The 13,332-nt window shown below is 72.1% G+C and carries 13 protein-coding genes; 10 read left to right on the top strand and 3 right to left on the bottom strand.

Going from position 1 to position 13,332, the window contains the following annotated elements; translation table 11 throughout:
• From G5C65_RS18255 to G5C65_RS18245, 3 genes are all read left to right on the top strand, one after another.
• A partial coding sequence (locus tag G5C65_RS18255; protein WP_165299921.1) for an HNH endonuclease family protein occupies positions 1-537 on the top strand: 537 nt, incomplete at its 5' end.
• A 153-nt stretch (positions 538-690) separates the two neighbouring features.
• Positions 691-2,502, top strand: a complete 1,812-nt coding sequence (locus G5C65_RS18250) for an alkaline phosphatase D family protein (RefSeq protein WP_165299920.1) — start codon at positions 691-693, stop codon at positions 2,500-2,502.
• A gap of 18 nt (positions 2,503-2,520) precedes the next feature.
• Positions 2,521-4,620: an FAD/NAD(P)-binding protein gene (locus G5C65_RS18245; RefSeq protein WP_165299924.1), complete on the top strand. Its 2,100-nt coding sequence runs from the start codon at positions 2,521-2,523 to the stop codon at positions 4,618-4,620.
• On the opposite strand, the gene G5C65_RS39340 is transcribed toward G5C65_RS18245, so the two are convergent.
• On the bottom strand, positions 4,566-5,084 hold the full coding sequence (locus G5C65_RS39340) for a superoxide dismutase family protein (protein ID WP_338146499.1): 519 nt from the start codon (positions 5,082-5,084) through the stop codon (positions 4,566-4,568). The two genes, G5C65_RS18245 and G5C65_RS39340, sit on opposite strands and share 55 nt — an antisense overlap.
• A gap of 373 nt (positions 5,085-5,457) precedes the next feature.
• On the opposite strand from G5C65_RS39340, the gene G5C65_RS18235 reads away from it, so the two are divergent.
• The 4 genes from G5C65_RS18235 to G5C65_RS18220 all read left to right on the top strand — a co-directional run bounded on the left by G5C65_RS18235 (position 5,458) and on the right by G5C65_RS18220 (position 9,638).
• Positions 5,458-6,189 carry a VTT domain-containing protein gene (locus G5C65_RS18235; protein WP_165299918.1) on the top strand — a complete coding sequence of 244 codons (732 nt, stop codon included), beginning with the start codon at positions 5,458-5,460 and terminating at the stop codon, positions 6,187-6,189.
• 167 nt (positions 6,190-6,356) lie between these two features.
• A complete protein-coding gene (locus tag G5C65_RS18230) occupies positions 6,357-7,958 on the top strand; it encodes a hypothetical protein (protein WP_241265882.1) in 1,602 nt (533 codons plus the stop codon).
• A gap of 108 nt (positions 7,959-8,066) precedes the next feature.
• Complete coding sequence (locus G5C65_RS18225) at positions 8,067-8,894, top strand: alpha/beta hydrolase family protein (protein ID WP_165299917.1); 828 nt, start codon at positions 8,067-8,069, stop codon at positions 8,892-8,894.
• A gap of 141 nt (positions 8,895-9,035) precedes the next feature.
• Positions 9,036-9,638 carry a dihydrofolate reductase family protein gene (locus G5C65_RS18220; protein ID WP_165299916.1) on the top strand — a complete coding sequence of 201 codons (603 nt, stop codon included), beginning with the start codon at positions 9,036-9,038 and terminating at the stop codon, positions 9,636-9,638.
• Between the two features lie 229 nt (positions 9,639-9,867).
• Here the strand turns inward: G5C65_RS18220 and G5C65_RS18215 are convergent, their stop codons facing one another.
• Both G5C65_RS18215 and G5C65_RS18210 read right to left on the bottom strand, forming a co-directional pair.
• Complete coding sequence (locus G5C65_RS18215; protein ID WP_338146498.1) at positions 9,868-10,995, bottom strand: tyrosine-type recombinase/integrase; 1,128 nt, start codon at positions 10,993-10,995, stop codon at positions 9,868-9,870.
• Between the two features lie 566 nt (positions 10,996-11,561).
• Positions 11,562-11,939, bottom strand: coding sequence for a hypothetical protein (locus G5C65_RS18210; protein ID WP_165299915.1), 378 nt, complete (start codon positions 11,937-11,939; stop codon positions 11,562-11,564).
• Between the two features lie 518 nt (positions 11,940-12,457).
• Between G5C65_RS18210 and G5C65_RS18205 the strand changes: the two genes are divergently transcribed.
• From G5C65_RS18205 to G5C65_RS18195, 3 genes are all read left to right on the top strand, one after another.
• Positions 12,458-12,682, top strand: coding sequence for a terminase small subunit (locus tag G5C65_RS18205; protein WP_165299914.1), 225 nt, complete (start codon positions 12,458-12,460; stop codon positions 12,680-12,682).
• A gap of 78 nt (positions 12,683-12,760) precedes the next feature.
• On the top strand, positions 12,761-12,961 hold the full coding sequence (locus G5C65_RS18200) for a hypothetical protein (RefSeq protein ID WP_165299913.1): 201 nt from the start codon (positions 12,761-12,763) through the stop codon (positions 12,959-12,961).
• The coding region (locus tag G5C65_RS18195; RefSeq protein ID WP_206441958.1) for a hypothetical protein at positions 12,961-13,332 on the top strand (372 nt) is incomplete at its 3' end. The genes G5C65_RS18200 and G5C65_RS18195, both read left to right, overlap by 1 nt.

The raw sequence follows: 13,332 nt of genomic DNA, 5'->3' as shown, positions 1-13,332 counted from the left end.
CCGCCGAGCGCCGCGCAGGCCCGGACGATGCTGGGCCAGATCGACGAGCGCTCCGAGGGCTCCTCGGACGGCTACTCCCGGGACAAGTTCCCGCACTGGATCAGCCAGGGCGACAACTGCAACACCCGCGAGGTCGTCCTCAAGCGGGACGGCGACGGCGTGGAGACCGGCACCAACTGCTACCCGACGCGCGGCAGCTGGACCAGCCCGTACGACGGGGCCACCTGGACCGACCCCTCCGACGTCGACATCGACCACGTGGTCCCGCTCGCCGAGGCGTGGCGCTCCGGCGCGTCCGGCTGGACGCAGTCCAAGCGCCAGGGCTTCGCGAACGACCTGACCACCGCCCAACTGCTCGCCGTCACGGACAACGTGAACCAGTCGAAGGGCGACAAGGACCCGGCCGAGTGGATGCCCTCGCGGACGAGCTACCACTGCACGTACGCGCGCATCTGGATCTGGGTCAAGCACGAGCACGGGCTGAACGCCGACCCGGCGGAGAAGAGCGCGCTGTCCCGGGCACTGGGCACCTGCTGAGGGCTGGGCCGGGTCCTGCGGCCGCAGGACCCGGCGTGAACGGCGCGCCGGCCTGCGCCAGATGAAGGGCCGCAGCGGAAACTCGCCGTCCCGCTCCCTCGTTCCGTAGCGTGCGAGGACGCACCCCCGTACGCGGGGCGGAAGGGAGAACGAATGGCCGGGCTGCGCCTAGGACCGCTGTTGCGCTACGTGGACGAGGACACGGCGACCGTGTGGGTCGAGACCGACGCGCCGTGCGAGGCAGAGGTGCACTGCGACGGCAGCACGGCGGGCGGCACGGCCCGCACCTGGCAGATCTCGGGGCACCACTACGCGCTCGTCACGGTCGTCGGCCTGGAGCCGGGAACCGAGACGCCGTACCGCGTGGCCCTGGACGGCGAGGAGGTGTGGCCGCTCCCGGACGCCCCGCACCCGCGCAGCGTGATCCGTACGCTGCCGCCGCCCGACGACACCGGCGCGCACGGGCCCGACGGGGCGGCGGGACCGGGCACGCTGCGCATCTCCTTCGGATCGTGCCGCTGGGCCGCACGCCCGGCCGGCGCCTCGCACGACCCGGTGGGCCCGGACGCGCTGGACGCGCTCGCGCAGCAGGCCATAGCGGGCGGGGCCCTCCCGGACGTACTGCTCCTGCTCGGCGACCAGGTCTACGCGGACGCGACCTCCGAGCGCGTACGCGAACGGCTCGCCCGCCGCCGGGACCTGACACAGCCGCCCTGGGACCAGGTGGCGGACTACGAGGAGTACACCGAGCTGTACTACGAGTCCTGGCTCGACCCCGAGGTCCGCTGGCTGCTGTCCACCGTGCCGAGTTGCATGATCTTCGACGACCACGATGTCATCGACGACTGGAACACCAGCGCGGCCTGGCAGCGCGACATCCGCGCCACCGGCTGGTGGCGCGAGCGCATCCTGGGCGGCCTCACCTCGTACTGGGTCCACCAGCATCTGGGCAACCTCTCCCCCGCCGAGCTGGCCGAGGACTCGCTGTTCGCCGCCGTCCGGGAGGAGTCGGCCCGGCCGGACGGCGGGCGGGCCACCGCGCTGCTGCGGGAGTTCGCCGAGCGCGCCGACCTCGATCCGGCGGCCGCCCGCTGGAGCTACCGCCGCGACTTCGGCCGCGTCCGGCTGCTCATGGTGGACACCCGCGCCGGGCGGGTGCTCACCGAGGACGCGCGGGCGATGCTCGACGACGACGAGATGACGTGGCTGTACGAGCAGGCGCTGGACGGCGGCGCGGGCGCCGTGGACCACCTGCTGATCGGCTCCTCGCTGCCGTGGCTGCTGCCGCCCGCCATCCACGACACCGAAGCGTGGGACAACGCGCTGTGCGGCGGAGCGCGCGGCGCGCGCTGGGCGCGGTTCGGGGAGTCGCTGCGGCAGCGCGCCGACCTGGAGCACTGGGCGGCCTTCCCGCGCTCCTTCCGGGAGCTGACGGAGCTGGTCGAGCGGGTCGCGCGGGATCCCGAGGCGCCCGCCACGGTCAGCGTGCTCTCCGGCGACGTGCACCACGCGTACGTGGCGGAGCCGGAGTTCGCGGGCACGGACTGCCGGGTGGTGCAGCTGACCTGCTCCCCGGTGCACAACGAGATCCCGGCCGTGATGCGCGCCGCCTTCCGCTTCAGCTGGAGCCGGGCCGGCCGGTGGCTCGGGCGGGCACTCGCCCGGCACGGGCGGGTGGGCCGGCCGCCGCTGGCCTGGCGCCGCACCGGAGGCCCCTGGTTCGGCAACCAGCTCATGACGCTGACGCTGCACGGCCGTTGGGCGGAGTTCCGGCTCGACCAGGCCCGTCCGGCGCCGGAGCGCCAGGCGGCCGGAGCGGCGGCCGGAGCGGCGGCCGGAGCGGCCGGAGCGGTCCGCGCGGGTGACGCGGGCGAGGCGAGCAGCGGACCGCCCGCACGGCTGACCCGGGTGCTGACCCGCCCGCTCACCGCGCCGGCGAGAGAACGGGCCCGTCGCGGACGGTGATGTTCCGGGTGCGGCATGATGGTGCGCGCCCGCTGTCCCCCAGCCGTCTCAGGAGTATCAGTGGTCCGTTCCCGCGCTGTCGCTGTTGTCGGAGCAGGCCCGCGAGGGACCAGTGTGGTGGAGCGGATCTGCGCCTCGGCGCCCGAACTGCTGGGTCCGGGGCAGCGGTTGACCGTCCATGTCATCGACCCGGATCCGCCGGGCCCCGGCCGCACCTGGCGCACGGCGCAGTCGCCCGAGCTGCTGATGAACACCGTCGCCTCCCAGGTGACGCTGTTCACCGACGAGACCGTCGAGACGGAGGGCCCGATACGCCCGGGGCCGAGCCTCCACGAGTGGTGCCGGAGCCACCCGGGCCACCGCCCGGGGCCCGACGACTACCCGCCCCGGGCGCTCTACGGCGCCTATCTGGAGTGGTTCTTCGCCGAGACAGCGCGCCGCGCACCGGAACGCGTCACCATCCGGACCCACCGCTCGCGCGCCGTACGCCTCTCCGGCGGCGACGACGGGCCCCAGCGGCTCGACCTGGCGGACGGCACACGTCTGACGGGCCTTACGGCCGTCGTCCTCGCACAGGGCCACCTCCCCGCCGACCCCGACGCCGCGGAGCGCCGGCTGGCCGAACACGCCGCCGCACACGGCCTGGCGTATCTGCCGCCCGCCAACCCCGCCGACGTCGCGGACGAGTTGGCCGCCCTTCCGGCAGGGCGGCCGGTGCTGCTGCGCGGACTGGGCCTCAACTTCTTCGACCACATGGCCCTGCTGACGTCCGGACGCGGCGGCCGGTTCGTACGGCGGACAGCAAGCGGCACGAAGGGCGGCAGGGAGGGCGGCAGGGACGGGCTGCGGTACGTTCCCTCCGGGCGCGAACCGCTGCTGTACGCCGGTTCGCGGCGCGGCGTGCCGTACCACGCGCGCGGCGACAACGCGAAGGGCGCCCACGGCCGGCACCTGCCGCTGCTGCTCACCCCCGCGGTGATCGGCCGGTTCCGCGAACGGACCGCCGCGGGCGACCGTCCGGACTTCCGCGCCGAGGTGTGGCCCCTGGTGGCCAAGGAGGTCGAGACGGTCTACTACGAGGCGCTGCTGGCCCGGCGCGCACCCTCCCGGCCCGGCGCCCCGTCCGCCGCCGGGCCCGGCTCCGCCTTCCGCGCGCGCTTCCTCGCCGCCGCGCACGGCAGCGCCGCCGAGGCGGCGGTCCTCGCCGGCTTCGGCCTGGACGGCCCCGGGGAGCGCTGGGACTGGCCCGCGCTGTCCGCACCGCACCGGGACCGGGCCTTCGCCTCCCCCGCCGAGCACCGCGCCTGGCTGCTGGAGCGGCTGCGGGACGACATCGCGGCGGCCCGGCTGGGCAACGTCGAGGGACCGGTGAAGGCGGCCCTGGACGTCCTGCGCGACCTGCGGAACGAACTGCGCCAGATAGTCGACGACAGCGGCCTGACGGGGCGCTCGCACCGCGAGGACCTCGACCGCTGGTACACGCCGCTGAACGCCTTTCTGTCCATCGGCCCGCCCCGCCGCCGTATCGAGGAGATGGCCGCCCTGGTCGAGGCGGGGGTGCTCGACGTCCTCGGCCCCCGGCTGCGGGTGCGGCCGTGCGACGGCGGCTTCGCCGCGCACTCGCCCGCGGTCCCCGGCCGCACGGTGACGGCGCCCGCGCTGATCGAGGCCCGGCTCCCCGGCACGGATCTGCGGCGCACGGCGGACCCGCTGCTGCGCGGGCTGCTGGAGGCGGGAGAGTGCCGCGCCCACACGGTGGACGGCTACCCCACCGGCGGGCTGGACGTCGCCCCGCGCCCGTACCGGCTGCGCGACGGCGCCGGACGGCCGCACCCCCGCCGGTTCGCCGTGGGCGTGCCGACGGAGGGGGTGCACTGGGTGACGGCCGCGGGCGCCCGCCCCGGGGTGGGTTCGGTGATGCTCACGGACACCGACGCCGTGGCCCGCGCGGTGCTCCGTACGCTGTCCCCTCCCGCCGCTTCCGCCCCGTCCGTGCGGGAGGCCCCGGCCACCGCGCCGCTGTCCGCCGTACCGCCTCCCAGGGCGCCCGCGTCCGCCGTTCCTCAGTCCGCGCCGCGGAACGGCACGGAGACACAGGCGAGGCGTTCGCCGGCCTGACCGGCGCGTCCCTTGCGGCCGCTGGTGACGTGCTCATGCAGCACCACCGAGCGGGCCTCGCCCGCGCGGAAGGTCCACTTCTGCCGGGAGACGGCCGAGCCGCTGCCGTGCCGGTCGGTGGTGAAGTCGAGCCAGACCTCGTTGCGCGGGTTGGCGTAGCGCGGGTCGGTCGAGGGCTGCTTCGGGTCCTTCCTGTGCTGGTAGTGCGGCCCGGAGTCGTCCGGTTCGGCGCCGCAGGGGCGTGCGTGCACATGGACGCCGTACGTGTAGTGCCGGGCGGCGTCCTGGACGGCGATCTCGACCCGCATCCCGGTGCCCCGGACGTCCTGCCCCACCTGCACCCGGGCCCCGACGGGCACCCGGCGGTCGTAGGTGAGCGCGGCGGACCGCGCGGGCCGGTCCGGACGGACGAAGCGGTCGGTGACCCGGATCTGGTGCACGGACGGCGCACCGGCGCGGCTCACGGGCCCTGCGGATCCGGCGGATCCCGTGGGAGCCGCCCGGGCCGCCGGGGCGGCCGGGGCGGCCGCCCCGGCCGGCACCGCTGTCGCGAGGATCACAGTGATCGCCGCCACCCCTGTGCGGCGGCCCTGTCTGCCGCACCACGCCCATTGCGCGTACCATGTCGAGCTCATCGTCGCCCGCCTTTCCGGCTGTCCGGCCTGTCTGCTGTGCGTGGGTCGTCCTGGTGGTCCGATTCAGTGGGATCTGTAGTCGGACGGACAGTGAGACCTGCGCCACGACACCCCGGCGCCCCTGTCCGAGGGACCCGGGCGTACGCTGTACGGCGGTAAGCGCCAGTGACATGAGAGTCGGCAGGTCGGAACGGGGACCACTGTGCAGGATTTCCTGGGGTCGGTGGCCGGATCCCCCTGGGTCTACGCGGTCATCGCCGCATCCGTCCTGCTCGATGTCTTCCTGCCGCTGCTGCCCAGCGGCGTTCTGGTGATCACCGCGGCCACGGCAGCGGCAGGCAGCACGGCGGCCGACGCCGCCCACCTCCCGCAGGCCGCTCGGCACGCGGCGCTCAGCGCGCAGGTCGACGACATGCTGCTGCTGGTGCTCTGCGCCGCGAGCGCCTCCCTGCTGGGCGATCTCGTCGCCTACCGGCTGGCCTGGGCAGGCGGCGACCGCTTCGACCGCGCCATCGCCCGCTCCCGCAAGCTGCGCGTGGCCCAGGAACGCCTCGGCCAGGCGCTGATCCAAGCCCCCGGTGCGCTGGTGGTCCTCGCCCGCTTCGCGCCGGCGGGCCGCTCGGTGGTCAGCCTCACCGCGGGCGCCGCGCACCGCAGCGCCCGGGACTTCGTGCCCTGGTCGGCCCTGGCGGGCCTCACCTGGGCCGCGTACAGCGTGAGCCTCGGCTTCTTCGGCGGCCAGTGGCTCGGCGCGAGCTGGCTGGGCACCGCGGTCTCGGTCGTCGCGCTGCTCGCCGCCGGAGCGGTGGCGGCGCGGGTGATAGGGCGCCAGCCGGGCGCCGGGCCGGAGCCCGCGGCGGCGGCCGTACTGCCCGCGATGCGTCCCGCACCGGAGGCCACCACCGCCCCGGCCTCGGAGGTCCACTCCGCGTAACGGACGCCGATGGACCGACCGTGGACGCCTGTGATCAGATAGTAATCAGGGGGATCCCGGTGCGGCGTTGACGCCGCCGCGCCCGCTCCCGAGGGTGAGAACGCGGCACTTCCGCACCAGAACGGCTACCGGGGCAACCGGGGCGACCACGACAACCAGGGGGCAGGATGGATGGGGCGGGGCACGGACCGCAGGGGCAGTTCGGGGCACCGCCGCCACCGGACAGACCGCCGTCCATCGGCCTCCCGCCCGACCGGGGCCGCGCGGCCCTGGTGGGCCTGCTCAACCTCTCGGGGCTCGGCCTCGGCTACGCGGCGCTGCGGAACTGGCGGTTCGCCGCGGTGTGCTGGGCGGCCACGGCGGCGCTGCTGGTGGTCGCCCTGCCGGTGGACAGCGACGGCATACCCGGCTGGATCCCGATCGCGTACGCGGTCGTGCTGCTGGCGGCGGCGGCCGACGGGGCGCGGCGGGGACTGCGGACCGGGCTGGCACCGCAGTTGGCGAGCTCACGGCTCGCCCTGGTGCTGGCGTTCGTCCTGCTCGCCATCCCGGTGACGAGCGCCGTCGGCTACGGCGCGGTCCAGGACGAGGCCGCCGAGAAGGAGCTGCTGAAGCGCCTCGACCGGGCGGACGCCCAGGTGAAGAAGGCGTCGTCGGGCAGCTTCGGCGCGGCGCGGAAGCCGTACCGCGAGGCGCTGAAGACATACACGGACCTGCGGGCCCAGCACGCCGGCTCGCGCGCCGCAGAGCGCGTCCCGAGCCGGCTCCGCGGCTTCTACACCACGGTGGCCGCGCCCTACGAGCAGCAGAACTACTGCGAGGCGGTGGAACCGCTGCGCTATCTGCGCGACCTGCCGGACTCGGTGGACGACGAGGCGCTGGGCAAGCTCGCGAGCTGGCCGGACAAGCGGCTCGCGCACTCCTGGTACGAGTGCGGCATGGAGGGGCTGAAGGGCTCCAGCTCCTCGTCGGCTTCCGGCACCGCGCGCGACACCCGCCATCTGAAGAGCCTGATGGCGACGTTCCCCGAATCCGAGTACGCCCGCAAGGTCGAGCCGGAGCTGCGCTCCCGCATCGCGGACGGCGTCAAGGAGCTGGACGGGGACGCGCCGTGCACCACCGCCACCCAGCTGACCCGGCTGCGCACCACCGTGCGCGGGATGCCCGACGAGACCGCCGGGAAGCTGCGCAAGGACTCCGACAAGGCCGTCGAGAAGGGCGACTACGCCTGCGGCGTGGACAGCTTCGAGAACAAGCGCTTCAGCACGGCCAAGCTGAAGCTGTCCCGCTTCTCCACGCGCTACAAGGACAGCTCGCTGGCGGGCCGCGCCGAGAAGATCGCCATCGCCGCCGAGATCGCCCAGCAGCGGCCCGCCGCCGGCCGGAAGCTGCCCCGCACCAAGGCCCCGGGCGGCAGCCGCCAGACCATGAAGGTCAGCAACGGCGGCCCCGGCTCGGTCGAGATGCTCTACACCGGCCCCGTCACCGGCAGCGTGAAGCTCGGGAACTGCTCGGAGTGCAAGACGTACCCCACCAGGTCCGCGGGGCGGGTGAGCGCCTGTAAGCGGTCCTCGGTGTCGTATCCGAGCACCACGCTGCGGCTGCCGCCCGGCGAGTACCACTTCCTCTACAAGCGCACCAGGACGACGACTTCCTCGCTCGTCAGCCCGCGCAAGAACAGCGACACCAAGACCATCCGCGCCGCCCACCGCTACACCAGCTGCCTGTACGTCACCAAGTCCCTCCCGTTCACCGAACCCAAGCGCTAAGGGGCGCGGGGCCGGGTCCGATCTGCTGTCGGCAGAAGCAGCGGCGCCTCCCCCGGCGAGCCGCCTACGGTGGCACACCGGGACCGACGGGGAGGAGCGGGGACGGACATGGACACCATCACGGGGACCGCGGCGGGTGTCCCGTTCACCGCGCTCCCGCCGTCCGGATCCGCCGACGGCCCCGCGCCGCTGATCGTGACGTGGCACATGCTGGACGCGCCGCGTACGGACGCGGCGTTCGCGGCGGCCCTGCCGCTGGCCGGGGTGCCCGCCTGGCGGGCCCATCTGGGGATGCCGATGTGCGGCGCGCGGATGGTCGACGGCCGCGTCGACGCCGCCCTCGCGCTCGCCCGCAAGGACCCGGTGCTGGCGTTCCTGGCCCCGTTCGTCCAGCGGGCCGCGGCGGAGTTCCCCGCCGCGCTCGACGCGCTGCGCGGTCAACTTCCGGTCGGTGACGGGCCGGTCGGCCTGCTCGGCGCCTCGCTCGGCGGGACGGTGGCGCTGCGCGTCCTGGCCACCGGGCGGATTCCGGTCCGGGCGGCCGCGCTGGTCAACCCGGCGGTACGGATACGGTCCGCCGTCCCGCTCTTCGAGGGCCTGACCGGTCGGCCGTACCAGTGGACCGCGGAGGCCCACGAGGCCGCACAGGCGCTGGACTTCGTCGAGCACGCCCCCCGGCTCGCGGCGCGGTGCCCGCCGCTGCTGCTGGTCAGCGGCGAGCGGGACCATCCGCAGTTCCGTACGGACGCGGCCGCCCTCCTCGACGCGCTGCGCCGGCGCGGTGCGCACCCGGAGGAGGCCGAGCTGGTCGCGGTGCCGGACCTGGCGCACCCGCTGGCCGACGAGCCGGGCCTGGAGCCGGCTCCGCAGCGTCCGGCGGCCAGGGCGGTCGACGGGATCCTGACCCGGTGGTTCCTCCGGCGGCTCGCGGACTGAGCACGCGCCGCACCGCGCCGCACCGCGCCGAGTCGCGGCCGACGGCGCGCGGGCCGATGATTTTCCACGCGTCACCGAGTCCACGGAGTCCACGGAACACGCCGAAGCCGGCCACCGAGGCCGGAGAAAGGACAATCCGGTATGAAACTGGTCGTACAGGAATTCCTGACGCTCGATGGCGTCTCCCAGGGTCCGGGAGCTCCGGACGAGGACACCAGCGACGGGTTCACGCGGGGCGGCTGGTTCGTACCGTATCTGGACGAGGAGTTCGACCGGCTGGCCGCCGGCTGGCTCGGCGCGGCGGACGCGCTCCTGTTCGGCCGCCGTACCTACCAGAACTTCGCCCGCGACTGGCCGAAGATGACCGACCACCCTCTCGCCGCCACCATGAACGGCCTGCCGAAGTACGTGGCCTCACACAGCCTCGCCCAGGCCGGGTGGCACCCGACCACGATCCTGTCCGGCGACGTACCCGCCCAGGTCGCGGAGGTGAAGCGGCAGCCCGGAGGGGAACTGCAGATCCACGGCAGCGCCCGGCTGGCCCAGTCCCTGCTGGCCGCCGGACTGGTCGACACCCTGCGGCTCGCGATCGCTCCGGTGGTGGTGGGCCAGGGCCGGCGCCTGTTCCCGGACGGCGGTGCACCGGCCGGGCTGCGCCCCGTCAGCCACCACACGACCCCGGGGGGCCTCTCGGTGCACACCTTCGAGACGACGGGAACCCCGGAGTACGGAACGTACGGCTAGGGTTTTGGTGACTGGCGACTGGTGGGCACGACTGGGTTCGAACCAGTGACATCCTGCTTGTAAGAGACCGTGCATCCAGGGCGAGCCTCCGATAGCATCCGTGAGCCCGAATGAGTGCAGGTCAAGGACTTGTACCGTCTCACGCTTGAGCCTGCGCGAGGTTTGGCGAGTCTCCATGAGTGGGGATTGTGGATTCGACGTGGACTCTGAAGCCTGCAGGACCCGCTGGTCAGGACACGGATCGGAGGTGCCGACCTCCCTCCATCGCCACCCGAACAGTCGCAATGGACTCCTCCGTACCGTGGGTGTAGAGCCACGTGACCGAGCCGCCGCGCTCCTGGCCGAGGATCAGCTGCACGTCTTTCTCCGGCACTCCCTCAGCGTGCAGTCTGGTGGCCAAGGCGTGTCGGTAGGTGTGCACCCGCGGCCACCACTCCTTTCGGTTCGTCTCCGGGTTGATGACAAGCCGTGCGATCCCCGCCTTCTTGATGGCGGGGATCCACAGCCGCCGGAAGTTGTTCCGGTTCATCACTCCGTCGAAGGTCTTACCAGTCTTGGTGGTCTTCCCCGACTTCGGCCCTTTGAAGATCAGTTCGACCGGGCACATGCCGTCCTGAACCGTGGAAGTGCCCGGGTTCGCGCCCCAGATATCTTCCATTGCCTTCACCGCATCCATGGCCTTCCCTGACAAGGGCACAGTGCGGAAGCCTGCGGACGTCTTGGGCATCGACTGCCGGAGAAGTCGACCGTGGTCGTCCACGACGATTTCCCGCACTACGGCGGTCGCATCGGACCAATTGAGGTGCTGCCAGCGCAGGCCGGCGTACTCCCCCCAGCGCATGCCTGACTCCTGCGCGAAGTCCACCAGCGGGTGGTAGTAGGCGGGCAGATTGGAACGGACGAGAGCGTACTGCTCCAGCGTTGGCGGGCGGAGATCGTCCGGGTGCTTGGCCTGTGGTGTCGCAGTCGCCACTACGTCATCGACAGGGTTGAACGGGATACGCCGGTCTCGCACAGCCGAACGCATCATGCTGCTCAGCAACTGGATCGTCTTCGTCTGGGTGGCGTGCCCTTTCACCTCGTTGGTAATCCATGCCTGAATCTCCATGTACGTCAAGCTGATGAGCTTGCGCCGTCCCCACTTAGGCTCGATGTGCGTGCGATACCGGCTCACTGTCTGGTTACGGGTACCGATCTTGCCGCTCCGGTGGGCCGGCCACCACTCGTCCCACCACTTAGCGACGGTGATCTCACCCCGGGCTGTATCCAAGTACGTTCCTGCTCGGACGCGGCTGCGCACTTCGTCGAGGAAGGCGTCTGCATCACCCTTCTTCTCGTAATTCTTCGCCTTCTGCACACCGTCAGCGTCTCGGTATCGCGCCTGCCATGAGCCGATGCAGTCGCGCCGGCGCTTGCGGTCACCGTACTGCTCCAGCGGGTATTTCTCGATGCACGCCTGGCATCCGCAGCTCTTGCTGCGGAGCTGGCGCGGATTGTTTTTCGCCCTAGGCGCCAAGGCTGATCGCCTCTCCTTCTCGCGTTCGCTGCCTGGGTACGGGCACGAGCTTGATGCGTGCCCCGCACCAACAGCGTGCACCAAACTCAGGTTGAGTGATGGCGAGTTCAGCCAAGACAGCTCGGGCTGCCACGAGCTTGAGGGAGGGGGGCAGGGATTCCGGGAGTGTGATCACACCGCGATGGGGATCCCATAGTTCGTCGAGCGAGGTGAGAGGTGCGTACTGGACGCGGATGCACATGCCAAACCTCCCGGTGCACAAGCGCGCAGGGCTGAGTACGGAGCCGAGGAGGGGGAGGACTGCGGCTGTGACCGAGATTACATCGTGGTTGTGACCGTGGTGACCATTGACAGCAACCTGTGCGGCACTAAAGCGAATTGATCGATCGAGCCCTTTCAGCTAAGACTCACGATCCGTCCGTCCGGTTGTGCTCGACCGTTGCGCGGAGCTGAATCTCGTACATCGCCTGCTGCTCCTCGGTCAGCTCCTCGAAGAGGCGGAGCAGGCGCTCTGTCGCCTCCGGGGACAGAGGGCCAGGCGCCTTGCGGCCGACCGCGGCGAAGATCTCGGCTTCTGAGAACTTGGGATAGGCGGCGGCGAGAGCCCGCAGCTTGTCCGGGTGAGGGCCGCGGCCTGTTCCACGCCTGCGGTTCGACCAGGCGTTCACCGTGGCGGGAGCGGCGCCGATCCGACGGGCGATCTCGCTCTCGCTGACGCCGTAGGTCGACTTCAGGCGGGCGAGAAGCTGCGCGAAGTCCTCGACGGGCTGCTCCTCCTGGTTCACGTGCCTAGGTTGCCGCCTGATCTTCTACTTTTGCAAGCCAAAGTAGAAGCACGGTGCGCCGCCGAGCACCCCTCGGTTGCGCCCCGTGTGTGCCTCCATACCTCGTGTCACACATCGCCACACTCTCACCCTCGCGTCGCCTTGCTTGACCTGACTGACACTAACACTGTAAAAATGTGTCAGCAGCGCAAGCACTGTTGCGCAAGGTCACCAGTACGAGGTCCACGCATGGCCAAGCTGTACCGCAGAGGAAATGGGCAACCGCTCAGGGATGCCATGTCCGCCCAATGCCTGTCCGGCCCCGAGCTCGCCGAAAGGACGCGAAGGGTCGACCCGATGGGGCGAGGGGTGAGTCCCGCCACTATCGGGCGCCTCGCAGGACAGGGGAAGACGGCACGGGACACCTGTCGCCTCCCCACGGCATGGCTGGTCGCTGAAGCCCTCGATTGGCCCATCCACCACCTGTTCAGCTTTTTCATGCCTGTGACTACTACTGACACAGTGGAAAGGTAGCAATCATGGCGACGAAGTCGCTTACCCAGCGCGCGGAGATTCTCGCCCCGCTCGGTCTGACCCCGCTGCTCCGCCAGTCAGAGCTGGAGGCGCTCTACGGCGTCTCGGACTGGACGGTGAACCAGTGGGTGCAGCGCGGCTGCCCGGTGGAGCGCACTCCTTTCCGTGGCCGCCGATTCGACCTGGCCCGCGTCAGGGAGTGGATCCAGGCGGACACGTCCGCCGCGTGATGCAGGAGGGGCCGCCGGACGCGACCCGACGACCCCGTGACCTCACCCACCCGAACAAACCGAAAGAGAGGTAAGGCCATGTCAGAGCCTACCCAGAAGCAGCCGCCGGAGCGGCTGGTCACGGCCCGCGACGGGATGGTGTGGACGCTTCGCGCCACCCGCCGGGACGGCGAGGGCCTGTACGCCCCCGAGGACGTGAAGGACTGCCCGCGCTGGGTGATGGCGCGCGGTTCCGAGCTGGTGGCCGAGCACGGCGCGCGCCCGGTGGAGGTGGCCTGATGAACGCCACTTCGAAGAAGCCGGGGCTGTCGGCCGGCGTCGACGCGGCGGAGATGGCCGTGGTGCTGCGGGTGGACGCGATCCAGCGCGGCACGCTCACCGCGATGGCCCGGACCGTCGCCGAGAGCGTGGAGGCGGAGGACGACGTGCACACGGCGCTGATGACGCTGGGCGAGGTCGTCACCGGGGACGCGTCGGGGCCGGAGGAGGACGCGCACGTGGAGGCGCTGGAGGAGGCCGCGTGTCTGGACTACGCGGCGGTCGAGATCGGGCTGGCGGATGCGGTGCGGCTGCGGGCCGAGCTGGACGCTGCGATCGCGCGGCTGTCGCGGTTCAACCCGGCCGCCGCCGATGAGCTGGGCGGGCGGGGG

Source organism: Streptomyces boncukensis (assembly GCF_011045075.1).
In the GTDB taxonomy this organism is placed as follows: domain Bacteria; phylum Actinomycetota; class Actinomycetes; order Streptomycetales; family Streptomycetaceae; genus Streptomyces; species Streptomyces boncukensis.
This window is presented reverse-complemented; position numbering and strand designations above follow the sequence as displayed.

Bases quoted from the DNA above. Each gene is read 5' to 3' on its own strand.
- G5C65_RS18230 (WP_241265882.1), top strand. From the start codon at position 6,357: ATGGATGGGGCGGGGCACGGACCGCAGGGGCAGTTCGGGGCACCGCCG.
- G5C65_RS18205 (WP_165299914.1), top strand. From the start codon at position 12,458: ATGGCGACGAAGTCGCTTACCCAGCGCGCGGAGATTCTCGCCCCGCTC.
- G5C65_RS18200 (WP_165299913.1), top strand. From the start codon at position 12,761: ATGTCAGAGCCTACCCAGAAGCAGCCGCCGGAGCGGCTGGTCACGGCC.
- G5C65_RS18220 (WP_165299916.1), top strand. From the start codon at position 9,036: ATGAAACTGGTCGTACAGGAATTCCTGACGCTCGATGGCGTCTCCCAG.
- G5C65_RS18225 (WP_165299917.1), top strand. From the start codon at position 8,067: ATGGACACCATCACGGGGACCGCGGCGGGTGTCCCGTTCACCGCGCTC.
- G5C65_RS18250 (WP_165299920.1), top strand. From the start codon at position 691: ATGGCCGGGCTGCGCCTAGGACCGCTGTTGCGCTACGTGGACGAGGAC.
- G5C65_RS18245 (WP_165299924.1), top strand. From the start codon at position 2,521: ATGGTGCGCGCCCGCTGTCCCCCAGCCGTCTCAGGAGTATCAGTGGTC.